28 protein-coding genes are annotated in these 23,160 nt (G+C 36.0%); 9 read left to right on the top strand and 19 right to left on the bottom strand.

Annotation, left to right across the window (positions count from 1 at the left end):
* Nucleotides 1-52: 52 nt before the first annotated feature.
* The 6 genes from COL05_RS02265 to dacF all read right to left on the bottom strand — a co-directional run bounded on the left by COL05_RS02265 (nt 53) and on the right by dacF (nt 4,733).
* Nucleotides 53-151 (bottom strand): methionine/alanine import family NSS transporter small subunit, encoded by a 99-nt coding sequence (locus COL05_RS02265; RefSeq protein WP_000016826.1) that lies wholly within the window; start codon nt 149-151, stop codon nt 53-55.
* Complete coding sequence (locus COL05_RS02260; protein ID WP_071757340.1) at nt 151-1,677, bottom strand: sodium-dependent transporter; 1,527 nt, start codon at nt 1,675-1,677, stop codon at nt 151-153. The genes COL05_RS02265 and COL05_RS02260 overlap by 1 nt, the downstream gene beginning before the upstream one ends.
* 132 nt (nt 1,678-1,809) lie before the next feature.
* Entirely contained in the window at nt 1,810-2,568 is a 759-nt protein-coding gene (gene sigF, locus COL05_RS02255) for an RNA polymerase sporulation sigma factor SigF (RefSeq protein ID WP_000350734.1), read from the bottom strand.
* A 12-nt stretch (nt 2,569-2,580) separates the two neighbouring features.
* The gene (gene spoIIAB / locus COL05_RS02250; RefSeq protein WP_001243399.1) at nt 2,581-3,021 is read right to left on the bottom strand and encodes an anti-sigma F factor; all 441 of its coding nucleotides are present in this window, start codon (nt 3,019-3,021) and stop codon (nt 2,581-2,583) included.
* Nucleotides 3,022-3,372, bottom strand: a complete 351-nt coding sequence (gene spoIIAA, locus COL05_RS02245) for an anti-sigma F factor antagonist (protein ID WP_048530890.1) — start codon at nt 3,370-3,372, stop codon at nt 3,022-3,024.
* 170 nt (nt 3,373-3,542) lie between these two features.
* Nucleotides 3,543-4,733, bottom strand: a complete 1,191-nt coding sequence (dacF, locus tag COL05_RS02240) for a serine-type D-Ala-D-Ala carboxypeptidase DacF (protein ID WP_078418959.1) — start codon at nt 4,731-4,733, stop codon at nt 3,543-3,545.
* A 166-nt stretch (nt 4,734-4,899) separates the two neighbouring features.
* On the opposite strand from dacF, the gene COL05_RS02230 reads away from it, so the two are divergent.
* The 4 genes from COL05_RS02230 to COL05_RS02215 are packed head-to-tail and all read left to right on the top strand — an operon-like array spanning nt 4,900 to nt 8,297.
* On the top strand, nt 4,900-5,319 hold the full coding sequence (locus COL05_RS02230) for a GntR family transcriptional regulator (RefSeq protein ID WP_078418958.1): 420 nt from the start codon (nt 4,900-4,902) through the stop codon (nt 5,317-5,319).
* The gene (locus COL05_RS02225) at nt 5,285-6,166 is read left to right on the top strand and encodes an ABC transporter ATP-binding protein (RefSeq protein WP_098667416.1); all 882 of its coding nucleotides are present in this window, start codon (nt 5,285-5,287) and stop codon (nt 6,164-6,166) included. Before COL05_RS02230 ends, COL05_RS02225 begins: the two co-directional genes overlap by 35 nt.
* Nucleotides 6,156-7,220, top strand: a complete 1,065-nt coding sequence (locus tag COL05_RS02220; RefSeq protein WP_098667415.1) for an ABC transporter permease subunit — start codon at nt 6,156-6,158, stop codon at nt 7,218-7,220. Before COL05_RS02225 ends, COL05_RS02220 begins: the two co-directional genes overlap by 11 nt.
* 12 nt (nt 7,221-7,232) lie before the next feature.
* Nucleotides 7,233-8,297 carry an ABC transporter permease subunit gene (locus tag COL05_RS02215; protein ID WP_098667414.1) on the top strand — a complete coding sequence of 355 codons (1,065 nt, stop codon included), beginning with the start codon at nt 7,233-7,235 and terminating at the stop codon, nt 8,295-8,297.
* 24 nt (nt 8,298-8,321) lie between these two features.
* Here the strand turns inward: COL05_RS02215 and COL05_RS02210 are convergent, their stop codons facing one another.
* On the bottom strand, nt 8,322-8,867 hold the full coding sequence (locus COL05_RS02210) for a hypothetical protein (protein ID WP_098667413.1): 546 nt from the start codon (nt 8,865-8,867) through the stop codon (nt 8,322-8,324).
* Nucleotides 8,868-8,969: 102 nt separating this feature from the next.
* Nucleotides 8,970-9,389, bottom strand: a complete 420-nt coding sequence (locus COL05_RS02200; protein WP_016718421.1) for a MarR family winged helix-turn-helix transcriptional regulator — start codon at nt 9,387-9,389, stop codon at nt 8,970-8,972.
* 159 nt (nt 9,390-9,548) lie between these two features.
* Here COL05_RS02200 and COL05_RS02195 point away from each other — a divergent pair, with 159 nt between their 5' ends.
* Together COL05_RS02195 and COL05_RS02190 are read left to right on the top strand one after the other, a co-directional pair.
* Nucleotides 9,549-10,220, top strand: coding sequence for an SIMPL domain-containing protein (locus COL05_RS02195; protein ID WP_098667410.1), 672 nt, complete (start codon nt 9,549-9,551; stop codon nt 10,218-10,220).
* A gap of 134 nt (nt 10,221-10,354) precedes the next feature.
* The gene (locus tag COL05_RS02190; RefSeq protein ID WP_098667409.1) at nt 10,355-11,644 is read left to right on the top strand and encodes an NCS2 family permease; all 1,290 of its coding nucleotides are present in this window, start codon (nt 10,355-10,357) and stop codon (nt 11,642-11,644) included.
* A 34-nt stretch (nt 11,645-11,678) separates the two neighbouring features.
* Here the strand turns inward: COL05_RS02190 and corA are convergent, their stop codons facing one another.
* From corA to spoIIM, 9 genes are all read right to left on the bottom strand, one after another.
* Entirely contained in the window at nt 11,679-12,641 is a 963-nt protein-coding gene (corA, locus tag COL05_RS02185; RefSeq protein ID WP_001976329.1) for a magnesium/cobalt transporter CorA, read from the bottom strand.
* A gap of 62 nt (nt 12,642-12,703) precedes the next feature.
* Nucleotides 12,704-14,008: a pyrimidine-nucleoside phosphorylase gene (locus tag COL05_RS02180; protein WP_098667408.1), complete on the bottom strand. Its 1,305-nt coding sequence runs from the start codon at nt 14,006-14,008 to the stop codon at nt 12,704-12,706.
* Nucleotides 14,009-14,015: 7 nt separating this feature from the next.
* Complete coding sequence (locus tag COL05_RS02175) at nt 14,016-14,837, bottom strand: purine-nucleoside phosphorylase (protein ID WP_001078446.1); 822 nt, start codon at nt 14,835-14,837, stop codon at nt 14,016-14,018.
* A 12-nt stretch (nt 14,838-14,849) separates the two neighbouring features.
* On the bottom strand, nt 14,850-16,034 hold the full coding sequence (gene deoB, locus COL05_RS02170) for a phosphopentomutase (protein ID WP_098667407.1): 1,185 nt from the start codon (nt 16,032-16,034) through the stop codon (nt 14,850-14,852).
* Between the two features lie 364 nt (nt 16,035-16,398).
* Entirely contained in the window at nt 16,399-17,142 is a 744-nt protein-coding gene (locus tag COL05_RS02165) for a FixH family protein (RefSeq protein ID WP_142337319.1), read from the bottom strand.
* A gap of 143 nt (nt 17,143-17,285) precedes the next feature.
* Entirely contained in the window at nt 17,286-18,176 is an 891-nt protein-coding gene (gene xerD / locus COL05_RS02160) for a site-specific tyrosine recombinase XerD (RefSeq protein ID WP_000390084.1), read from the bottom strand.
* Nucleotides 18,177-18,182: 6 nt separating this feature from the next.
* Nucleotides 18,183-18,413 (bottom strand): YqzK family protein, encoded by a 231-nt coding sequence (locus COL05_RS02155; protein ID WP_001250432.1) that lies wholly within the window; start codon nt 18,411-18,413, stop codon nt 18,183-18,185.
* Nucleotides 18,414-18,516: 103 nt separating this feature from the next.
* Complete coding sequence (gene fur / locus COL05_RS02150; RefSeq protein WP_000392655.1) at nt 18,517-18,972, bottom strand: ferric iron uptake transcriptional regulator; 456 nt, start codon at nt 18,970-18,972, stop codon at nt 18,517-18,519.
* Between the two features lie 106 nt (nt 18,973-19,078).
* Nucleotides 19,079-19,696 (bottom strand): stage II sporulation protein M, encoded by a 618-nt coding sequence (spoIIM, locus tag COL05_RS02145; RefSeq protein ID WP_229200852.1) that lies wholly within the window; start codon nt 19,694-19,696, stop codon nt 19,079-19,081.
* 155 nt (nt 19,697-19,851) lie between these two features.
* Here spoIIM and COL05_RS02140 point away from each other — a divergent pair, with 155 nt between their 5' ends.
* A complete protein-coding gene (locus COL05_RS02140) occupies nt 19,852-20,403 on the top strand; it encodes a GNAT family N-acetyltransferase (RefSeq protein WP_098667405.1) in 552 nt (183 codons plus the stop codon).
* Between the two features lie 24 nt (nt 20,404-20,427).
* On the opposite strand, the gene COL05_RS02135 is transcribed toward COL05_RS02140, so the two are convergent.
* Nucleotides 20,428-20,967, bottom strand: a complete 540-nt coding sequence (locus tag COL05_RS02135; RefSeq protein ID WP_048530920.1) for an NUDIX hydrolase — start codon at nt 20,965-20,967, stop codon at nt 20,428-20,430.
* Between the two features lie 74 nt (nt 20,968-21,041).
* Here COL05_RS02135 and mciZ point away from each other — a divergent pair, with 74 nt between their 5' ends.
* Together mciZ and COL05_RS02125 are read left to right on the top strand one after the other, a co-directional pair.
* A complete protein-coding gene (gene mciZ, locus COL05_RS02130) occupies nt 21,042-21,170 on the top strand; it encodes a Z-ring formation inhibitor MciZ (RefSeq protein ID WP_000870299.1) in 129 nt (42 codons plus the stop codon).
* Nucleotides 21,171-21,229: 59 nt separating this feature from the next.
* Nucleotides 21,230-22,144 (top strand): aldo/keto reductase, encoded by a 915-nt coding sequence (locus COL05_RS02125; protein WP_098667404.1) that lies wholly within the window; start codon nt 21,230-21,232, stop codon nt 22,142-22,144.
* 29 nt (nt 22,145-22,173) lie between these two features.
* Here the strand turns inward: COL05_RS02125 and COL05_RS02120 are convergent, their stop codons facing one another.
* Nucleotides 22,174-23,001: an aldo/keto reductase gene (locus COL05_RS02120; RefSeq protein ID WP_098667403.1), complete on the bottom strand. Its 828-nt coding sequence runs from the start codon at nt 22,999-23,001 to the stop codon at nt 22,174-22,176.
* Nucleotides 23,002-23,160 lie beyond the last annotated feature (159 nt).

Genomic DNA, 23,160 nt, shown 5'->3' with positions numbered 1-23,160 from the left:
AATTTTTTCATAAAAAAACATCTGTACCATTTCGGTACAGATGTTTTTTAGTTTATGCCTTTTTCTTAAATAAATTTGCAATACTTAGTGCGAGCCCTCCCCAAATGACTACTATACCAATAACCATCATCATAATCGCTGATCCACTCATTATGAAACACCCCGATCTTTCCATTCTTTTTCAAGCTTAGCAGAATCTGAATGTATTTGTGCATCCCATTTCTTTAGACTAATGATTAGCGCAACGATAAGGAACGCTGCTGCAATTGACCAACCATACGTTACGACAAACTCTGTTGGATAATCTCCGTAGTTCTTTTTAATATTTTGGATTGTACCGTCAATTAACATGTATCCTAACATAAGCGGAGTAATAACGAGTAAACTTACTCTCCAAAACGTGCCCAACTTAATATCAGATACGAAGTTTGCGTGATTTTGATAAACTGGTAAACGGCGTAAAATGAGCCCTATTGTAACTACTTCCGCTAATGCAATTGTAATTAACCCGAAGTTATTAGCGAAATAATCAACAACATCTAGGAACATAAGCCCGCCACGTGTTGCAAAAACAAGAGAAACTAGCACGAGAAGCGTCCCCATAATTCCAATTGTTTTTTGGCGGCTTAAGCTAAACTTTTCAGATACGGCAGCAAAACATACTTCCGCAAGTGAAATGAGAGATGTAATCCCTGCAACCGTTAATGATAAGAAAAATAATACGCCAAATAACGGTGACATCGGTAATTCATTAATAATTTGCGGGAAGACTACGAACGCAAGCCCTACACCAGCACTTGCTACTTTATCAACCGGTACTCCCATATTGTTTGCCATAAATCCAAGAGCTGCAAAGACCCCAATCCCTGCTAATAATTCAAAACCTGAGTTTGCAAAACCAGTAATAAAAGCGTTATTTGTTGTATCCGAATTTTTTGGTAAATAACTAGAATACGTAATCATAATTCCAAATGCTAAAGATAAACTAAAGAAAATTTGACCATAAGCAGCAAGCCATACTTTCCCATCAAAAATACGACTCCAATCTGGTTTAAAGAATGCATCTAATCCTTGCATTGCACCTTCCATCGTCACTGCACGAACTACGATAATAAGGAACATAACAACTAGTAAAGGAATGAAAATGCGGTTAACCACTTCAATTCCTTTTTTAACTCCTTTAAATGCTACACCGAGTACAATAATCCAAACGAGAGCTAACGGAATTAATACTTCCGGTACGAGCCCTCCAAACTGCCCCGGCTTATCAGCAACATGCAAATACTCTTTAAATAAAAATGTTTGCGTGTCTTTCCCCCACGCTCCAGTAATTGAAAAATACGTATACGAAATAGACCAAGCAATAATTACTGCATAATATGTTGAAACGATAAACGTTACACACATTTGCCACCATCCGATGAATTCAGCACGCGGACTAATACGGAAGAACGTAAGTGGCGCGGAACCACGATGACGATGCCCAAGAGCAAATTCAAACGCCAATAATGAAATACCAGTCGTTAATAATGCGAATAAGTACGGTAAAAAGAACGCGCCTCCCCCATTTTCATACGCTGTATAAGGAAAACGCCATATGTTTCCTAATCCAACGGCAGAGCCGACCGCTGCGAAAATAAATCCAGCCCTCGTTCCCCATTGTTGCCTCGTTTCCACATTTCCTTCCCCCTTTGTGACAAGTTCATACTTGGATTATATTTTAATTTTACTAAATTATCAATAAATTCTGTTAATTTTTACGAAAGTTTACAATCTCCTCCTATTAAAGACATAAAAAAGATCGAATAGCTATTCATCTATTCGATCTTTCATCTGTTTTAATATTTTCTTTTCAAGTCTTGAAACTTGCACTTGCGAAATGCCTATACGTTCTGCTACTTCTGATTGGGTTTGGTCTTTATAGTAGCGTAAATACACAATTAAACGTTCTCGCTCATCTAGTTCTCTAATTGCTTCTTTTAAAGCAATTTTATCAAACCATTTCGTTTCAGATTGATCTGCAATTTGATCTAAAATAGTAATCGGGTCCCCGTCGTTTTCATACACCGTTTCATGTATGGATGAAGGAGCTCGACTCGCTTCTTGCGCTAGAACCACTTCCTCTGGCGTTAGTTCTAACGCTTCGGCCACTTCATTAATCGTTGGAGCCCTTCCAAATTCTTTCGAAAGCTCGTCTCTCATCTTTCGAATTTTATTTCCTGTTTCTTTTAAAGATCTACTTACTTTCACCGATCCGTCGTCACGTAAAAATCGCTGTATTTCCCCAATAATCATTGGAACTGCATATGTTGAAAATTTCACGTCGAAAGATAAATCAAATTTATCTACCGATTTTAAGAGCCCAATACATCCAATTTGAAATAAATCGTCCGGTTCGTATCCTCGATTAAGAAAACGCTGCACAACCGACCATACGAGACGCATATTACTTTGAACGATTGTATCTCTCGCTTGTTGATCTCCATCTTGACTTTGTTGAATTAACGCTTTTAGCTCGTGGTCCTTTAACTGAGGTTTCTTCTTCTCATTTTTGACCTCTATGTCCATAGGCTATTCTCCTTAATTGCATAGAGCGTTACTATTTGATAAGTATTTTGTCAAATGGATTGTTGTCCCGAAAGATTCGTTTGAAATAACTTCTACTTCATCCATAAAATTTTCCATGATAGTAAATCCCATTCCGGAACGCTCTAATTCAGGTTTAGTTGTAAAAAGGGGTTGTCTTGCTTCATCTAAATCAAAGATGCCAATCCCTTCATCTCGAATCGTGAGTTTCACCATTGCTTCTTCCAAAATTACAGAAATATAAACAACACCTTCTGCATTTCCTTCGTACCCATGAATAATTGCATTTGTAACTGCTTCTGACACAACTGTTTTAATTTCTGTAAGTTCTTCCATCGTTGGATCTAGTTGCGCAATGAAAGCAGCTACTGTAACGCGAGCGAACGATTCATTTTGACTTAATGCTGAAAATTGAAGGTTCATTTCATTTCTCATTTATGCCACCCCCAACGTCGCGAGCGCATGCGCTTCACTTTCTTCTAAACGAACAATTTTAAATAAGCCCGACATTTCAAATAAACGTTTAACAGGCGGTGAAATTGCACAAACAACCATTTCTCCACCTAATCCCTTTACATGCTTATATCGGCCTAATATAACACCTAAACCAGAACTATCCATAAAGGATAAATTCTCTAGGCTCAAAACAATATGATGAACACCACGTGTCTCAATCATATCTGTTACTTTCGTTCGCAACTCTTCAGCAGTATGATGATCTAATTCACCCGCTAGTCTCACACATAGGACGTCACGTTTTACTTCTAATTGCATGGAAAGACTCACACGATTTCCTCCTTATGCTCAAACTTTACTCATTTACATACATAAAGATTTTCGTGATACAACACAAGAATCCTTCCTACTGACAAAAGAAGAACTATTTCGCCATAAAGTGAAACCATTCAGCAATTATTTACTTACATACGAATAGAAAAGCGGCAAAATGTTTGCCGCTATTTTGATGTTGAAAACATCCCAAAACTTCTTTTAAATAACTCCCACCAGCTCGCTGCAGCAACATCTTCTTTCGCTACAATTGTTTGTTTTAGTAAAACATCTTTATCTTTTTTAATAACAAGTGTACCAAGTGCATCGCCCTTTTTAATCGGCGCTTTCACTTTCTTTTCAGCAATTACTTCTTGCTTTACTTTGTCCATATTTTCGCCCTTTTTCATAAGAAGAGACACATTGTCTGATGCAACTAAATCTACTTTTTCTTTTTTCCCTTTTCCTACTTGGACAGTCTTAATTTTTTCGCCTCGTGTATACAATTTCTTTGTCATATATTGACCAAATGCGTAGTCAAGAAGCTTCGTTACTTGATTATTCCGTTCTTTCGATGTAGGTGCTCCCATAACAACTGAAATAATACGCATCCCATTCTTTTCAGCCGATGCTGTTAAACAATATTTTGCTTCTGTCGTAAAGCCCGTTTTCACACCATCTACTCCAGGATAAAAACGGACTAACTTGTTCGTATTCACAAGCCAAAACTTCTTATCCGTATCTTCACGTAAATAGTCTTCGTATTTACCTGTGTATTTGCGGATAAGTGGGTACTTCATCAATTCTTTCGCCATTATAGCCATATCATTTGCTGTGGAATAATGGTCTTTAGCCGGAAGACCTGTTGGATTTTGAAAATGAGTATTTTTCAGTCCTAAATCTTTCGCTTTTTTGTTCATCATATTTACAAAACCTTCTTCTGAACCAGCGATATGCTCCGCTACTGCAACAGACGCATCATTTCCAGATGCAATTGCAATACCTTTTAGCATTTCATTTACAGTCATCTCTTCCCCAGGCTCTAAAAAGATTTGTGATCCACCCATTGAAGCTGCATGCTCACTTGCTCTCACTTTATCGGTCAGTTTTAGTTTTCCTTTTTCAACTTGTTCCATAATTAATAGCATTGTCATAATCTTCGTCATACTAGCAGGTGGTAACTTCTCATTTGGATTTTTATCAAACAAAACCTTACCTGTATCTTGTTCAATTACAATTGCTGATGACGCTTGTTCCGCTAACTTCGGCGTTGTTTCTTCTGTTTTCTCCTGCTTCGTCTTTTCAGATTGTGCGAAACTAACTGAAGTACCAGAAAGCAATAACATGAAACAAACAAGTATTCCAAAAACTCGCTTCATGACTAACCCTCCATTCTATATCAAACCTATTTTTTCCAATTTATTGTTTTTTAATACCATATTTTTCTACTATTTTCAGTTGACAAATACATTCATCAACTATATTGTATTAAGTGTATTACATACAGTAGTACACTTAATACAAGTCAGAAAGGAGACATTGCTCTTGCATATTCAACTTGATCCAAGAAGCAACACTCCGATATGGGAACAAATTGTTCAAAATATAAAAGAACTCGTATTGAAAAACATGTTAGCTCCAAGTGACAAACTACCTTCTGTACGCGAACTCGCTTCTTTACTCGTTATAAATCCAAATACAGTGAGTAAAGCGTATCAAGAATTAGAACGACAAGGGATTATTGAAACATTACGAGGAAAAGGAACATTTGTATCCCAATCGATTACCCCAACATTAGACGAAAGGAAAATCGCTATGGTTGAAAAGCAATTTCATCAATTACTATTAGAAGCCTCTTATCTTGGTGTTACGAAAGATAAAATTCATGATTGGATAGATTCATATTACAAAGAGATTGGAGGAAATGTGGATGCTGAAAGTGACAAACTTGAAGAAGACAATTGATAATCAAACAATTTTAGACAATGTTTCTTTCACATTACATAGAGGCAGTATCATCGGATTACTCGGAAGAAACGGTGCGGGGAAAACAACTTTATTACGAACGATAGTCGGCATTTTAGACCCTGATGCAGGGACTGTTACATATGAAGATACAAACATTCATCAGTGTCCTGAAATAAAGCAAAAAATCGTATATGTCCCTGATTCTACTAACATACTGAACGGCTATACGGTAAAAGAAATTGTAAAGTTTTATAAAGAAGTTTATACCGCATTTGATGAAGCATATTTCCATGAACTGTTGGAACGTTTTAACTTACCAAACAAACGAATTCGTAGTTATTCAAAAGGAATGAAAGCACTGCTTGCCATCATTTTAGCTGTTTCTACAAAAGCAGAATATATCATTTTAGATGAACCGACAAATGGACTTGACCCTATCGTGAAAAGACAGATTTTACAGTTTCTCGTTGGAGAAGTTGCAGAAAAAGAGATTACCATTTTCATCTCAACTCACCATTTAGATGAAGTGGAACAAATTGCAGATACAATTATTATATTAAAAGGCCATACTATCTCGTCGATTACATCACTAGACGATGCAAAATCACGATTTGCTAAAATACAAGTTGCTTACGAACGTTCATTACCTCAAAAACTAGAAAACTTGAGCAATATTAAAATATTAAATCAAACAGGAAAAGTATATACAATCTTAATTGAAGGAAATGTGGCTACAACACTCGAGAAGTTTTATAAAGAGCAACCTATACTTATTGAAGAATTAACAATGTCACTTGAAGATGTCTTCGTTAGGACACTAGAGGAGGATGGGTATGTTTCATAAGGCGTTGTGGATGTGGAATTGGAAGCGCGGGAAATATGCTGTGTTGCTATTCTTCTTTAGTTCGCTTTATTTGTTATCTTTTGGTTACTATAGAAGTGCTCAAAGACAACTTGCTGAGTATTACGAATTAAAAGAAAAAGGGAAACAGTATTATTATTTTTATATCTTTTCTTCAGGAGAAAGTAATAGTTTTTGGTTAACAGTTCTTATCATTGCTTTAGCCTGCCTATTGATAGGGTGGGAACGTAGCAACCAATCTAATACAATACTTATGACGATGCCATTTAAAAGAAAAAATGTTTTCTTATCTAAGTGGGCTTTCGGTTCCTTTTGTATTGTGAGCTCGTTACTTATAAATTGGATTCTTATGTATGTTATTTATAGAACAACCATTCATTTTGATTATCAATCATTTAGTCCATTTCACCGCTACTTTCTTTATGCGATAGTTTCTTATGTTGCAGTATATACAGCTGCACTATGCATCGGTACTTTTACTGGAAGCGTTGTTTCGCAGATTGTTTTTTGTATTCCGTGGTTACTAGCAGGGGTTACATTTATTACATTACTATACACTTTTACAACAAACCATTTATACGCTGCAAATATTAAAAATGAAAACTTATATCGACAACTTTATGAAATCAATCAAAAAACAAATACAGCTGCACCAATTAATCATTTTTCTATCAATTATTACTATGATCCAGAATCCCGTAAAATCGAAAACAATCCAACTGCTTTAAGAGATCCAGCATCTCATATATATTATTCAGCAAAATCAATGTTAGTCCCGATTTTTTATACAATAGTTTACTTACTACTTGGAACATATTTATATACACGATCGCCAAATGAAAACATTCAGAAGATATTTATGTTCCAAAAAAGTTTACGAATATGGATATGGGGCTCAACCATTTACTTTTCATTACTAGGCGGCTATAAAATAAACCATTTTAATTTCTTACCTATTTACTATATCGGTTTGTTTCTAACTGGAATCATTACTTATGTTATATTATCACGCCTAACAAATTATAAAGTTTTTTAAAGGAGAGATCCTATGTTTCAAAAAGCACTGTGGCTAAGAACGTATCAACAAAGTAAATATGTTGTATGGTTATTTTGGCTCGTCAGCTTCTATACTTTGTCATATCAATACTATATGACTTCTATTCAAGAGCAACACTTTCTAAATGATAATAAAAAATGGAACTATGTATATCATTATCACTTTGATTTAACACTTCTAGATCCTGTCATGCTGTTAGGTAGCATACTGATCATTCTAACTTGCACGTTAATTGGATGGGAAAGACAAACTAACGCTAGCGACTTGTTATGGTCTATGCCCTTTAAGCGTTCACACCTTTATATAACAAAGTGGTTGTTTGGAATCTGTAATATTGCCGCTGTTGTTATTTTAAACTGGGGGCTATTTGCTATTATGAAAAAGTTAACTTTTCATAATAAATATCAAGTGTTTTCCCCCTTTCATAGTTACTTTATATACATGTTAATTGTATTAATTGCTATTTATACTCTTGCCTTATGTGTAGGTACAATTACAGGGAATATTATATCGCAAGGATTTCTCACTACAGCTATATTAATCTTCCCAGCTTTACTTCCATCACTTATCTCAGGAGTCATTGCCGTTCACTCAAACACTGAATTTCATGAGGACAACGGCCTTATACATGATGTGATGGAAAACATACGTATTTCTAGTCCAGCAGAAGATTTTACTATTAACTTTAATTATGATCCACAAAGCGCTTATACTGATCAAAATGGAGTACGTCATAACGAACCAAACTTTACAAAAATTCCACCGGCAAAAACAATGATTGGACCTATCGTACATATCTTTGTTTTATTACCACTCGGTATATATTTATATGCCCGTTCAGTCAATGAGCGAAATGGTAACTATTTATTATATCCAAAACTACAAAAAGTAGTATTAGGTTGTGCGATTTTCTTTGGTGGAATCGTTGGAGGTTTAATACTAAGTCGTGCGCAGTCATTGTCCAGCTTTTACATCGGATTTTTAGTAACTAGTTTCATTACGTATTTCCTCCTACCTAAAATATTAAAATGGAAAGTCTCTTGGAATTTTAAATGAAATAACCTCCTCTCGATGAGGAGGTTATTTCACATTCTCTCTTCTTTTCCCATACTCTTTTTCTTGCTTCATTCCAAACCCGTCACCATTTGCGACAATTTGATCTGTCGGAGCAACTATACTTTCAGCAATTCTCCATTCTCCCCCTTGTTGAATAAATACTTGCATAAAATAATTCATTCCATTTAACTGATACGGATTTTCTTTTTTCACTTCATAACGAGCTGCCACATAATACACTTGCACATTCTTCGCTTCAAACTTAGAAATATATTGTGATAATCTTGGAATGTATTGTGATGCTTTCTGAAGTGGAAGATGTTTTACTTTTACAAGAGAAGACTTCTTTATATTACTGATCGTATCTTCGTGCCGAATGTTATCACTATGATGAAATAAAATCGCATTCTGCATTGAACGAATCCATAGTTTTGAATATAAAACAGGTTGCTTATTTGAAATATGTTGTAATTCTTTTTGAACGACTTGAAGGGGCGTAGCGGCATCTACGAATTGATGAAAGCCGAAAAAGCTTCCTACCATAATGAAAAGCGTACAGATACGTTTCATAATTTTCCACTCCGATTCTTTTTAATTAAAGTATTGGAGTTTCAAAATGTTTTTATTCAAAAGAAAAAGGATAGGAAAGCTTTCGCTTCCTATCCTCATTTATTATAATACGCGGCCAAATAGCTCTAACACCATTTCGATTTCTTGGTCGCTCCAACCTTTAAATTTATCTTTATAATATTCTTTACGCACAGCTTCAAGTTTTTCAGTTACTTCTCTTCCGTGTTCTGTAATTTCTAAGTACACGATACGACGGTCTGAATTCGAACGCTTTCTTTCTACAAAGCCTTTTCTTACGAGACGATCAGTAACAGCTGTAATATGACTGGAGGTTACGTTTACTTCACTCGCAATTTGCGAAGCCATCTGTGGACTTTTTAAAAATAACGCGCGTAATACAGAAAATTCATTGTATGGCATATGTTCTGCAAAACGTGTATTAATATCATTTTGTAATAAACGTATCATCTTTCGAAATGATCCGGATAACTCTAAAATCAGTGTTTCTCTTTTTTCGTTCACTAGCCTCGTCCCTTTTTCATCATATTTACACATATTATAATCTATAAATACCCATGTTGTATATGCTTTCTTTCCTCAACATTCTCATTTATGTAACTTTTTTCATATAAATTTCTTTTTTGTTCACACATATACATATAAAAAGGATGGTGATGGAAAATGCAGGGTGGAATGAATCCTTATTTACACAACGTACGCCCAGCTAATACTGGTAAAGAAGCGACTATTACTGTACAAGGTGAAGGCATTGTCAAAGCAAAACCAAATGTCGTTATATTAACAATTGGTATTCGAACTGATAGTAAAAATGTGAAACAAGCACAAGAAGAAAATGCAGTGCAATCAAAACAATTGCTGGATGCACTTAAACAGCTTGGTATTGCTGATAAAGATATAGAAACCATTTCATATACGATTACGCCTCAGTACGAATACGTAAATGATAAAGCATTACTACAAGGATACCGCGTGGAACATTTGTATGAAATTACCGTTTTAAATGTACAAAAAGCAGGGGAAGTATATGATATAGCCGTTTCAAATGGAGCAAACTTAGCAAAAGGTTTACGTTTTCGAATATCTCATCCAAATAAATATTACGAGCAAGCTCTCATTCAAGCTCTGCAACAAGCGGTAGAAAAAGCTCGTGCTATTGCGAGTACATACAATTTAAACATTAATCCTGTTCCACTCTCATTCGTTGAAGAATCTGCTCAATTACCACGAGAAGTTGCGTCCTTTGCTACTTTACACGCACAAGCAGCTCCTCCCATTCAATCGGGAGAATTAGAAATCATTTCAACAATACGAGCGATTTTTACGTATTTATAAATAATCTTATTTATAAGTAAACGTTATCATTTTCCTTGTTGTAAAAACATGATGTTCTGATATAATAAAGGACGGTGAGCTCTTACGAAAGAGATATCACGGGTGGGAGAGGGATATGAAAAAGAAGGTTTAACATGAAAGGAATACTTGAAAGAACATTTAAATTAGGTTTACACGAAACATCACCAAAACAAGAAGTTTTAGCTGGAGTTACGTCATTTTTCACGATCGTATATATTATGATTGTAAATGCATCCATTTTATCCGATGCTGGCATTCCTCTTGAAGCTGGAATTTTAGCAACTGTTTTCAGTTCATTTGTCGGATGTCTACTCATGGCATTTTGGGCAAATGCACCTGCTATTCTTGTCCCTGGTATGGGTGTAAATGCATTCTTCACGTACACTGCTGTGCATACGCTCGGATTATCTTGGCAGGAAGCATTAGCAGCTGTCTTCATCTCTGGTATTATTTTTGCAATTGCTGCGTTTACACCAATCGCTCGCGTGCTTTCAGTATCGATTCCAAAGTCATTAAAGGAAGCTATTACTGTCGGTATCGGATTATTTTTAGCATTTATCGGATTGCAAAAAGGTGGTTTAGTCGTTTCGAATCCAAATACGGCTGTTGCAATGGGTAAATTAAGTAACCCTGTCGTTCTTGCGACCGTGCTTACTCTTATCGTTGCACTTGTATTATTTATTCGTAACGTACGTGGAAACTTTTTATGGACGATTGCAATAGGAACTGGTATTGCATGGCTATTTGGTCTTGTTGATACAAGTCAAATCGGAAATAGTTCATTCTCATTCGCTAATTACGGCGATGTGTTTGGAGCTATGTCATTTGGCAAACTTTCTTCCTTACCATTTTGGATTGCAACATTCTCCTTAAGCATGGTGCTTATTTTTGAGAACATGGGACTTCTGCACGGTTTATTAGAAGATGACCGTAAATTCCCACGTGCTTACCAAGCCAATGCAATTTCAGCAATGACATGTGGTCTATTTGGCACAAGCCCTACCGTATCAACAGTAGAGAGTGCCGCAGGTATTACTGCAGGCGGAAAGACAGGTCTGACGTCTATCATTACAGGTTTGTTATTCTTCGCGTCACTGTTTGCACTTCCGTTTGTCAAACTAATTCCTGATAGTGCCATTGCACCAATCTTAATTATTATTGGCGGCCTGATGATTACAAGCATTCAACAAATTCCTCTGAACGATTTTTCAGAAGGATTTCCAGCGTTCTTAATTATCGTCATGATCCCGCTCACATATAGTATCGCTGATGGCATTGCGTTCGGATTTATCGCTTATCCTATCTTAAAAGTTGCTCTTGGAAAGCGTAAAGAAGTCGCACCGTCCATGTATATCATTACATGCTTATTCTTAGCCATGTTCATATTACATGCTATTGGTTAAGTAAAAACACCGAGGAATTTTCCTCGGTGTTTTTTTACTTAAACCATCCTTTTTTATAAAACCAAGCCATCATACCACCGCCAATTAGTGCCATAATAAGTAGACAAATAAAATAACTATATTGTCCACCAAGCTCCGGCATATGCGTAAAGTTCATTCCGTATACGCCCGCAATAAATGTTAATGGCATGAAAATAGTCGAGAATACAGTTAATGTTTTCATAATGTTATTCATGTGATGTGAGTTTAATGAAAAATAGCTATCTCGAATATCTGCCGTTAACTCCCGGCTTGCTTCAATCATTTCTGTCAGTTTAAGCAAATGATCATGTATATCTTTAAAGTAAATTTCATGATCACTTATACCGTAAAAACGAGTCGAATTTAAAATACGATACAATAAATCACGCATCGGAATAATTGTACGCCTTAGCTTCGATAAATCTGCACGTATATCAAATACTTCTTCTAGCACACTTCCTGCTGTCTCACCCGTTAAATTATCATCAATTGCATTCAAATGATCCTCAATGTAATATACAGGTGCAAAATAGTCATCTACAATTTGGTCGATAATAGTATGTGCTACATGCAAAGGACTATTTTTAATGCGCTTCTTTTCTCCAAGTGTTTTCCATACTCTTTCGATTGCATTGTTATGAGAAAAGTGGAAAGAAACAATATAACGATCACTTATAAATAAATCGATCTCGTGTGGCTCTAATCCATCCTCACCAAATGCATGAAGAACTAAAAAGTTATATCCATCATAAAAATCAACTTTTGGCCTCTGTACATATTCTATACAGTCTTCAATTGCAAGGGGATGGAACTTAAAATGATCTTGCAAAATGTATGTATACTCTTCTTTCGTTGGCTTATATAAGTCTAGCCAATACCATACAATATGGTCTTTCTTTGTTTCCTCTAGCGAAACATCATATAATACTTCATCTGTTTTTGTTATTGCACAAATTCTAATCATAATTTCACCCATTATTATTATAAACAAAAAATAGCAAAAAAAGCCAAGGAGAAATACTCCCTGGCCTTTCTTTATTATTCAGTAACGATGCCGTGCACTAATGTTGGTGCATCTACATGCTCTTTAGAGATCTTCATGTTCTCATAAATTTTTGCTTTTACATCTTCCACATTTTCACGGTTTGCGTAAATGGTAACAAGAGATTCACCTTTTTTCACGCTGTCCCCTACTTTTTTGCGAAGCATTAAGCCAACCGCTAAATCAATTTCAGATTCCTTCGTCGCACGTCCTGCTCCTAAAAGCATTGCTGCCGTTCCGATTTCATCTGCAACGATTTCTGATACATAGCCGTCTTCCTTCGCTTCTACTTCAATTTTAAACTGTGCTTGTGGTAATTTAGAAGGATCATCAACAACAGATGCATCGCCGCCTTGCGCTGATAAGAATGTTTTAAATGATTCTAACGCTTTACCGTTGTTCATTACTTCAATTAATTTCTCACGTGCATCTTCTAAAGATGAGGCTTGTCCAGCAAGGTATACCATTTGACTTCCAAGCGTTAAACATAACTCTTCTAAATCTTTTGGTCCTTTACCTTGTAATGTATCAATTGCTTCTTGTACTTCAAGTGCGTTACCAATAGCCTCACCAAGTGGTTGACTCATATCAGAAATAACAGCCATCGTATTACGACCAACGTTATTACCAATGCGCACCATCGCTTCTGCTAAACGTTTTGCATCTTCATCTGTTTTCATAAATGCACCTGCTCCAGTTTTTACATCAAGAACAATTGCATCTGCACCAGCAGCAATTTTTTTACTCATAATTGAGCTTGCAATAAGCGGAATTGAGTTTACTGTTGCTGTTACATCGCGAAGTGCATACAATTTTTTATCCGCAGGTGTTAAGTTGCCACTTTGACCAATAACTGCGATTTTGTTTTCATTCACAAGACGCATAAATTCATCATTTTCGATTTCAACATGGAATCCTGGAACTGCTTCTAATTTATCGATTGTACCACCAGTATGTCCTAGACCACGTCCAGACATTTTTGCAACCGGTACACCTAAAGCGGCTACTAATGGACCTAATACAAGTGTTGTTGTATCACCAACGCCACCTGTTGAGTGCTTATCTACTTTTACTCCTTCAATAGCTGATAAGTCGATTGTATCACCGCTATTTACCATTGCCATTGTTAAATCAGCACGTTCTTGATCGTTCATATCTTGGAAGAAAATTGCCATTGCAAGTGAACTTACTTGATAATCAGGAATTTCACCATTCGTATATCCTTCAACAATAAAGTTAATTTCTTCTGTTGTTAATGCATGTCCGTCACGTTTTTTTGCAATTAGGTCCACCATTCTCATTGTGAGGTCACCCCTTCATTTGTTTTACGATTGCTTTTACTAATGCTAAGAAGTTAGCTTTAACACGCTCTGTCGTTTCGATTACTTCATCGTGGTGAAGTGGCTGATCTAAAATACCAGCTGCCATATTTGAAATACAAGAAATACCAAGCACTTTCATACCAGCATGACGCGCTACAATTACTTCAGGTACTGTTGACATACCAACTGCATCTCCGCCAAGTGTACGAAGCATACGAATTTCAGCAGGTGTTTCATATACAGGACCTGTCATTCCAACGTATACACCTTCTTGTACTTTAATATTTAAGTCTGCTGCAACTTGTTTCGCCATTTCGCGAAGCTCTACTGTGTATGATGTAGACATATCAGGGAAACGCACACCCATTTCAGAATCATTTGGTCCGATTAATGGATTTGTACCCATGAAGTTAATGTGATCTGAAATTAACATAAGATCACCTGGTTCGAATGATGTATTTACACCACCAGCTGCATTTGTTACAACAACTGTTTCTACACCTAGTTCCTTCATAACACGAACTGGGAATGTTACTTTTTGCATGTCGTATCCTTCATAGAAGTGGAAACGTCCTTGCATTGCTACTACTGTTACACCTTGAAGTGTACCGAATACGAGTTGGCCTGCATGACCTTCTACAGTTGATACTGGGAATTCAGGAATTTCACTGTAAGGTACTGTTACTGCGTTCTCGATTTCGTCTGCTAATACACCTAATCCAGATCCAAGGATTAGTCCTACTTGTGGTGTCTCTTGAAATTTCTCTTTTAAGTATGAAGCTGATTTTGTAATAAGTTCACGATTCATTTGTTTATCCCCCTATTTCTTTAGCTCGTTTAAGAAGCTTGTTCCGTATTCTGGCATTTTTACACCGAAGTTTTCTGCTACAGTTGCACCAATATCAGCAAATGTTTGACGAAGTGGTAACTCTTGTCCGCCTTCTTTCATGCTTGGGCTATATGCTAATAACGGTACATATTCACGTGTATGGTCAGTTCCGTGGTGAACTGGGTCATTCCCGTGGTCTGCTGTAATTAATAATAGATCATCTTCTTTTAGTTTTTCGAATACTTCTGGAAGACGTGCATCATATTCTTGCAATGCTTCTCCGTATCCTTGTGGATCACGGCGGTGACCGAATAATGCATCAAAGTCAACTAAGTTTAAGAAGCTAAGACCTGTAAAGTCCATATTTAATGTATCTACAAGCTTATCCATTCCATCCATATTAGACTTCGTACGAAGTGATTCAGTTACCCCTTCACCATCATAGATGTCAGAGATTTTACCGATAGCAATCACATCATAATCACTATCTTTTAATTCATTCATTACTGTACGGCCGAATGGTTTTAATGCATAGTCATGACGGTTCGGTGTACGAGTAAAGTTTCCAGGCTCACCAACGAATGGACGAGCGATAACGCGGCCTACCATGTACTTCTCGTCTAATGTTAATTCACGTGCAATTTTACAAATTTTATATAACTCATCAAGCGGCACTACTTCTTCGTGTGCTGCGATTTGCAGAACGCTATCAGCAGAAGTGTAAACGATTAAAGAACCTGTTTCCATTTGTTCTTGACCAAGTTCATCAAGAATCTCAGTTCCAGAAGCTGGTTTATTACCGATGATTTTACGGCCTGTTTTTTCTTCTAATTCATCAAGTAATTCTTTTGGGAATCCTTCTGGGAACACTTGGAATGGTGTATCAATGTAAAGACCCATGATTTCCCAGTGACCTGTCATTGTATCTTTACCAGTAGATTTCTCTTGCATTTTTGTATAATATCCAAGTGGTTTTTCTACTTTAGAGATGCCTTTCATTTCACGAATGTTACCAAGACCTAATTTCACCATGTTAGGCATTTGTAACCCATTCATATGTTCAGCAATGTGACCAATTGTGTCAGATCCTACATCACCAAATTGTTCAGCATCTGGTGCTTCACCGATTCCAACAGAGTCCATTACGACTAGGAATATACGTTTATATTTATTCATAACTGCGACCTCCTATAAGTTCAGTTCTACTTCTTGTAGTATGTTCAAAACGCTATAAAGTGAAACTGTTCTCCATAAGAATTATCTTTCGTTCTCATTGTCAAACAGTACTTCTTTAAATGATTCTCTAACCTATTTCGTTTACTTTAAAACGACTCAAAAACATTTCTAGTTTTTTCTAAGTCGGATGTCAGACATCTGATACTGATATCATAACATGTTTACGCTTTCTTTTTAATACATTTTCGTAGAATTTCTCATTTTCTTCACACTTCTATTGTAATCCATTCTACAAAGAAGTGCTAATGATTTTATGATTTATTTCTTCAGATAAAAATAAAAAGCAGCTCTAATGAGCTACTTTTTATTTTACTTCTACTGTTTCTTCTTTATGTTCATGTAATTCGCCTTTTTTAACATGAACTTTCACTTTGTAAGAACCTTTTTCTTTAAAAGTATGTTTCGTTTCATACTCTCCTTTATTCCCTTCTTTCGCTGGAATAAATTCGTGTTTTTCAACACCATCTTTCCAAATCTCAAGTTGGACTTCAGCACCAGTTAATGCTTCTTCTTTTTGTTTTAAGTGAACTTTCATTGTTGATTCAGCATTTGCTTTTATGTCACCAGCCATAAGGTGAATCATTGTATCGCTTTTATGATCGCCATGTCCTGCACCGTGATCACTATTTTCTTTTTTCGCATCTTCTACTTTCGCATTCCCTACAGCCACTTTTACTTCTGGCATAACATGCATTTCACGTGCATTTGTGTGAGCGATAATGTGGTATACTCCATCCGTCTCAAACGTTTTCTCTACAGCATAAACACCTTTTCCTTTATGCTTACCATCTAACATTTCATGCTTTTCGTCGCCGGCTTTCCAAATTTCAAACTTTACATCATCAGCATCCGTTACCTTTTCTTTTCCTTGTGTAACAAGTGCTTGTACTTCTGTTTTTTCACCAGGTTTAATTTCCTTCGGATTTGTTTGAACTGCTACTTTTACAGCTTCTAGTTTCTGTTCTTTTTTCGGTTCTTCTTTGTTTGTATTACAGCCAGCCAATGCTAGCATCGCGATAAATAAAGTCATAATAAGTTTTTTCATCATCATTTCCTCCTTCATACCTTATTTAGTATAGAGGAAATACATTGTAATATTCTAGTCTTCTGCTGAAAACAATGTACGAAATGTTTGTGAAGTTTCTGTGAAATACTATAACCTTTTGAATCTATGAAAAAAGAGCATAGTACCTATGCTCTCGGATGAAACTGTTTATATACATCTTTTAATCTAGTTTTTGAAACATGCGTATAAATTTGTGTCGTTGAAATATCTGCATGTCCAAGCATTTCTTGCACAGCGCGCAAGTCTGCTCCATTTTCTAATAAATGCGTAGCAAAAGAATGGCGCAATGTATGAGGTGTAAGTTCTTTTTCAATATTTGCTTCTTTCGCTAATCGTTTTAAAATTTTCCAAAAACCTTGTCTTGATAATCGATTCCCATGATGGTTTAAAAAGAGTGCATCTACTACTTTTTTACCCATCAATTCTCTTCTTCCCTTTTCAATATACTTTTGAATCGCTTCCGTTGCTAAACTTCCTAGTGGAATAATTCTTTCTTTATTCCCTTTCCCTATGCAACGAACGAACCCCATTGTTAAATGTACATCTTCTAAATTTAAGGCAATTAATTCCGAAACACGAAGCCCTGTCGCATACAGTAACTCTAGCATCGCTTTATCACGAACCCCAAAAGCACTCGTCATTTTTGGTGTCTGAAGTAACGCCTCTACTTCATCGACTGATAATACTTTCGGTAATTTCCGTTCTCCTTGTGGCGTCTCAATATGTACGGATGGATCGTGCTCTACCGCTCGTTCACGAAGTAAGAATTGGTGGAACGAACGAATCGATGCAATATGACGTGCTAATGTTTTCGAAGATTTTCCGTTTTCTTTTAAGTGCTGCAGAAAGTTAACAATGTGCAAGCGTGTCACTTCATGAAAGCTTTTTGCTTGTTCTACATTTTGCAAATACTTTACATAACTTTTTAAATCACGTTCATAAGATACTACTGTGTTTTTCGCTAGCCCTTTTTCAACAACCATATAATGAATAAAATCTTTTAATTGATCTTCCAATCTACACTACTCCCCATTTTCATAGAAAAACATCATTCTATTTACGAAAGCATCCTTTGCCGGCTCTTCATTCCCTGATACTTTTTCTACAGTCTCTTCTTTTGGCTTTTCATAACGATGATAGCTTTCATATTCTTCATTTATCCATAGTATAGCGAAATAAAACAAAATCGTACAACTTGTAAATAATAAAAATACTTTTATCCCATCAAAAGTTAATTTTAAAGCTCGGCGCATTGTAAATTCCTCCAAAATATAAGTTATTACAACATATGCCAAGCTTTCACCAATTTATACCTTATTCAAATAAAAAACCTCTTCCTAGTTAAATAGGAAAAGGTTATTTTTCATCCGTTTCATTTTCTTGACAATTTTTACAAATCCCATGGAATGTTAAACGATGATCCTTCACCTTAAAGCTCCAGTCATGTTCTACTTTCCTTTCCACTTCACCAAGTAAATCTTCTTGTATTTCTTGTACAGCACCACATTGTGTACAAATCAAATGATGGTGGAAACGCTGCGCACCTTCTTGGCGTAAGTCATAGCGTGAAACACCGTCTCCGAAGTTAATCTTATCGACAACTTTTAACTCAGATAATAGTTCTAAAGTTCGATAGACGGTTGCTAATCCGATCTCTGGCGACTTTTCTTTTACAAGGAGGTAAACATCTTCTGCGCTTAAATGATCTTCTTCATTTTCTAGCAGCACACGAACTGTTGCTTCACGTTGCGGTGTTAATTTGTAGCTCGCTGCATGTAATTGCTTCTTAATTCGTTCAATTCTTTCTTCCATTCGGTACTACTCCCTCCTCGCCACTCTTACACCATTATATCAGAAGAAGGGCTTCTGTCAAAAGAAAAACAATAAAAACAAATTGATAATTATTCTCATAAAGTATTTATTGTTTATTAATAGCCTCAACGACTTCTTTCATTAAAACTGGTGATGCATAAGCTTCTACACTAGAAGCAAGAGCTAGCACCGCTCCAATGATAAGAAAGAAGCATGTATAACGAATTAATAATGGTAATAGCGGCTCGGTTATTTTCCGTATAAATTGATGCCTAATCATTCGTAAGGAAAAGCTTGCAGCAATTGTTGTCATAACGAGAAATACTGGAATAATAATGAGATTTTGCGGCAATACAGAAACGAATGCTAATAATAATCCATTCCATCCATGCTGACTTACTAAAAAACCTACTGTAAAGCCGACAACTACTCCTTTTACAAACAATAAAATAAAAATAAGTGGCAATCCAATAATTGAAATCCCTAAAATCCAAATAAATCCAATGTATTTTAATTGTGAAAAGTAACTTTCTCGAAACATTTCGCTTGCAATAGCAAATTCTCCTTTAGAAACTTGTCCAAAAAAACGTTGTAAATAAAATGATAAATCTTGTTTTTGATTTAATTGTAAACTATTTACAAGAATCGCTCCAAATATGACTCCCATCAATAATAAAACAGCGTTAAATATATATAATGAAGAGTTTTCCTGTATGTGAGACATTACACGGTCTTGCCAAGTTTTTCGCCACATTTTTCTTCCCTCCGTTCACACTCTTACTAAAAATGTATGAAAGAAAGAAAAAAGTATGACGAATTAACATTGAAATTCCGCTCTACTTTGCTAAACTAAAAAGTAGAGAATAGGAGGGATTTCTCTTGAAACCATTATTATTAGATTTTCCAACATTATTTCAAACTGAACGCTTACAAGTTCGTAAGCCATTTCCAGGTGATGGTGCAGAAGTATACGAAGCAATCCAAGCTTCTCTAGAAGACTTAGTACCGTGGATGCCAATTAAAGCTGAAACAGAAGAAAGTGCTGAAGAAATCGTTCGTAACGCTCACGGACAGTTTTTACTTCGTGAAACACTTGATTTTCACTTATACGATAAAGTATCAGGTACATTCATCGGAGCTATAACGCTCAAACCTGAAAACTGGGATATTCCAAAGTTTTCACTTCACTTCTGGCTGCATAGCGCTTATACGAAACAAGGCTATATGACTGAAGCGATTAAAGGTGCTATTCAATTTGCCTTTGATAAGCTAAGTGCTAGAAGAGTTGAAATTCGTGTTGATGCAACAAATACAAATGCATGTAACCTAGCAGAACGTTTAGAATTCATTCTAGAAGGTACAATGGAAAATGATTTCATAGCACCAGATGGTAGCTTACGTGATGCACGCGTATACGCAAAAATCAATTAAAAAACACTCGCCTTTGGCGAGTGTTTATTTTTGTAGTTGTAAATATTGTACTGCAAACATTGTCTTCGCATCATGAATACGAAGATCTTTCATAAGAGTAATCGCTTCTTCTAACGATACTTCCATCAATTCCACAAACTCATCTTCATCTAACGCAGCTTTATTTTCTTTTTTCGTCAAACCTGTCGCCTTATATACATATAAAATTTCATCTGCAAATCCTGGAGATGTATAGAAAGAAGTAATAAGCTCCATATTTTCACATACATATCCTGTTTCCTCTTCTAATTCACGAACTGCTGTCACCTCAGGTTTTTCACCAGGTTCTAACTTGCCCGCCGGAATTTCTATAATCGCCTTTTCAAGCGCTTTACGATACTGCTCAACAAGCACGATTTTCCCCTCATCAGTAATAGCAATAATAGCAACTGCACCAGGGTGATTTACAATTTCACGTTTACTCATTGCTCCATTTGGTAATACTACATCATCAACACGAACTTTTATAACTCTACCATCAAAAATCGGTTCAGTTTTTACTGTTCTCTCTGCAAGATTACTCATACTACTTCATCTCCCTGTTCTATTTCCTATTCTTTCCTCATACATTTTACCACATTGAAAGGAGCGTGATAGAAATGAAAGTTTATATTTTACCAAATCGCGTCACTTTAGTCGGAAAAGCGTGGCAAATTCGCCATAAGCTAAAACAATATGGCAAAGAGTATACAACTGTACAAGAGTGGATTACAGCAACTAAAAAGTAAACGTTTGTCAACCTCTTTTCCCTTGCGTACAATAAGAATAAGGATAAGGAGGTTGACTTATGAAAAAACGTCAATTAGGAAACTCAGATTTATTTGTGACAGAAATGGGACTTGGCTGTATGTCTCTCGGTACATCTGAAACAGAAGCTATGCGTATTATCGATGAAGCAATCGATTTAGGAATCAATTTTTTTGATACAGCGGATTTATATGATTATGGATTAAACGAAGAATTTGTTGGAAAATCCTTAAAAGGAAAACGAGACCAAATTATTCTTACAACGAAGGTTGGAAATCGATGGACAGAAGAAAAAAACGGCTGGTCTTGGGATCCTTCTAAAAATTACATAAAGGCCGAAGTGAAAGAAAGTTTACGTAGACTTCAAACTGATTATATTGATTTATATCAACTTCATGGCGGGACGATTGATGACCCTATTGATGAAACAATTGAAGCCTTTGAAGAATTAAAAACAGAAGGTATTATTCGCCAATATGGTATTTCTTCAATACGTCCAAATGTCATCCGTGAGTATGCAAAACGTTCAAATATCGTTAGTGTACTAATGGAATATAGCCTTTTAAATCGTCGCCCTGAAGAATGGTTCCCACTTCTAAATGAACATCAAATTAGCGTCATTGCTCGTGGACCACTTGCAAAAGGAATTTTAACTGACAATAATGCAAGAAAGATAGAAAGAGTAAAAGAAAAAGATTACCTTTCTTATTCTTACGATGAATTATATGCGACGCTTACGAATGTAAAAGAAATAATTGGGGAAAACTCCTTAACTGGAACAGCTATTCAATATTGCTTACATAACGAAACTGTTGCAGCTGTTATACCTGGCGCAAGCTCTATTGGGCAATTGCAAGAAAATGTACAGTCTAGTAAACAAATAGAGTTAACAACAGCAGAATATATGCAACTTCAGCAAATTGCTAAATGTGATACATACGCTTTACATCGTTAAAAAGACGCTACCAGTACGGTAGCGTCTTTTTATAGCGTATCATATTTATCAGGATTCGTTCCTACGTGTAAATTACGATTTAACGTATTAATTTGAGTCATCTCTTCTTCTGTTAGTGAAAAATCAAAGATAGTAAAATTCTCCTTAATGCGAGATGGTGTAACAGATTTAGGAATCGTCACTACCCCGCTTTGAATATCCCATCTTAATATAACTTGCGCAGGTGTTTTATTATATTTGGTCGCAATGGCCTGAATAATCGGGTGCTCGAATACTTCCCCGCCTCTCATTAATGGGCTCCATGCTTCCATTTGAATTTGCTCACCTTGGCAGAAATCACGCAATTCAAATTGAGCTAACATCGGATGAAGTTCCACTTGGTTTACCATCGGCTTCACCGTACAATTTGGCAATAACAGCTCTAAATGATGTTTATGAAAATTAGAAACACCAATCGCTCGCACTTTACCTTCTTCATACAGTTTTTCTAACGCTCGGTACGTATCAACATACTTTCCTCTTATTGGCCAATGTATTAAATATAAATCTACATAGTCCATCTGTAATTTCTTTAAGCTTTTTTCAAACGCCTCAAGTGTTTCCTCGTACCCTTGATCGTCGTTCCAAACTTTTGTTGTAATAAATATGTCTTCTCTCGGAATCCCTGATTCACGAACCGCTTCTCCGACACCGCTTTCATTTTCATATACAGTCGCTGTATCAATCGAACGGTATCCAACCTCTAACGCTGTTTTTACTGCTTGTTTTACTTCGTCGCCTTCTTTCGCTTTATAAACGCCTAGACCAATCATTGGCATTTTTACGCCATTATGAAGTGTAGTTGTTGGAATGTGCACAGTCGTCTCCCTTTCATTATTACGTTTTTTATAAGCCACCACTTTATTTGAACAAGATTCAACCAAAAAGTCAAAACATATGTACAGTTTACATAATAAAGTGAAACTTTAATCAGTAGGGGTTTTGTTCATTCCCCATTGATTATCAGCCCTCACCAA

The sequence above is a fragment of the Bacillus sp. AFS059628 genome (assembly GCF_002571225.1).
Taxonomy (GTDB): Bacteria; Bacillota; Bacilli; order Bacillales; family Bacillaceae_G; genus Bacillus_A.
Note: the sequence above shows the minus strand (reverse complement) of the source record. Positions and strands in the feature narration are given on the sequence as shown.

Excerpts from the sequence above, each read along its gene's own strand:
- corA (WP_001976329.1), bottom strand. The coding sequence starts at position 12,641 with ATGGGTGAAATTATGATTAGAATTTGTGCAATAACAAAAACAGATGAA.
- COL05_RS02135 (WP_048530920.1), bottom strand. The coding sequence starts at position 20,967 with ATGAGTAATCTTGCAGAGAGAACAGTAAAAACTGAACCGATTTTTGAT.
- COL05_RS02215 (WP_098667414.1), top strand. The coding sequence starts at position 7,233 with ATGTTTCAAAAAGCACTGTGGCTAAGAACGTATCAACAAAGTAAATAT.
- COL05_RS02195 (WP_098667410.1), top strand. The coding sequence starts at position 9,549 with ATGCAGGGTGGAATGAATCCTTATTTACACAACGTACGCCCAGCTAAT.
- COL05_RS02210 (WP_098667413.1), bottom strand. The coding sequence starts at position 8,867 with ATGAAACGTATCTGTACGCTTTTCATTATGGTAGGAAGCTTTTTCGGC.
- COL05_RS02175 (WP_001078446.1), bottom strand. The coding sequence starts at position 14,837 with ATGAATCGTGAACTTATTACAAAATCAGCTTCATACTTAAAAGAGAAA.
- COL05_RS02180 (WP_098667408.1), bottom strand. The coding sequence starts at position 14,008 with ATGAGAATGGTGGACCTAATTGCAAAAAAACGTGACGGACATGCATTA.
- COL05_RS02190 (WP_098667409.1), top strand. The coding sequence starts at position 10,355 with ATGAAAGGAATACTTGAAAGAACATTTAAATTAGGTTTACACGAAACA.
- sigF (WP_000350734.1), bottom strand. The coding sequence starts at position 2,568 with ATGGACATAGAGGTCAAAAATGAGAAGAAGAAACCTCAGTTAAAGGAC.
- COL05_RS02155 (WP_001250432.1), bottom strand. The coding sequence starts at position 18,413 with ATGCGCCGAGCTTTAAAATTAACTTTTGATGGGATAAAAGTATTTTTA.
- COL05_RS02220 (WP_098667415.1), top strand. The coding sequence starts at position 6,156 with ATGTTTCATAAGGCGTTGTGGATGTGGAATTGGAAGCGCGGGAAATAT.
- COL05_RS02225 (WP_098667416.1), top strand. The coding sequence starts at position 5,285 with ATGCTGAAAGTGACAAACTTGAAGAAGACAATTGATAATCAAACAATT.
- mciZ (WP_000870299.1), top strand. The coding sequence starts at position 21,042 with ATGAAAGTTTATATTTTACCAAATCGCGTCACTTTAGTCGGAAAAGCG.
- spoIIM (WP_229200852.1), bottom strand. The coding sequence starts at position 19,696 with ATGTCTCACATACAGGAAAACTCTTCATTATATATATTTAACGCTGTT.
- COL05_RS02125 (WP_098667404.1), top strand. The coding sequence starts at position 21,230 with ATGAAAAAACGTCAATTAGGAAACTCAGATTTATTTGTGACAGAAATG.
- dacF (WP_078418959.1), bottom strand. The coding sequence starts at position 4,733 with ATGAAGCGAGTTTTTGGAATACTTGTTTGTTTCATGTTATTGCTTTCT.
- deoB (WP_098667407.1), bottom strand. The coding sequence starts at position 16,034 with ATGAATAAATATAAACGTATATTCCTAGTCGTAATGGACTCTGTTGGA.
- COL05_RS02165 (WP_142337319.1), bottom strand. The coding sequence starts at position 17,142 with ATGATGAAAAAACTTATTATGACTTTATTTATCGCGATGCTAGCATTG.
- fur (WP_000392655.1), bottom strand. The coding sequence starts at position 18,972 with ATGGAAGAAAGAATTGAACGAATTAAGAAGCAATTACATGCAGCGAGC.
- COL05_RS02265 (WP_000016826.1), bottom strand. The coding sequence starts at position 151 with ATGAGTGGATCAGCGATTATGATGATGGTTATTGGTATAGTAGTCATT.
- spoIIAB (WP_001243399.1), bottom strand. The coding sequence starts at position 3,021 with ATGAGAAATGAAATGAACCTTCAATTTTCAGCATTAAGTCAAAATGAA.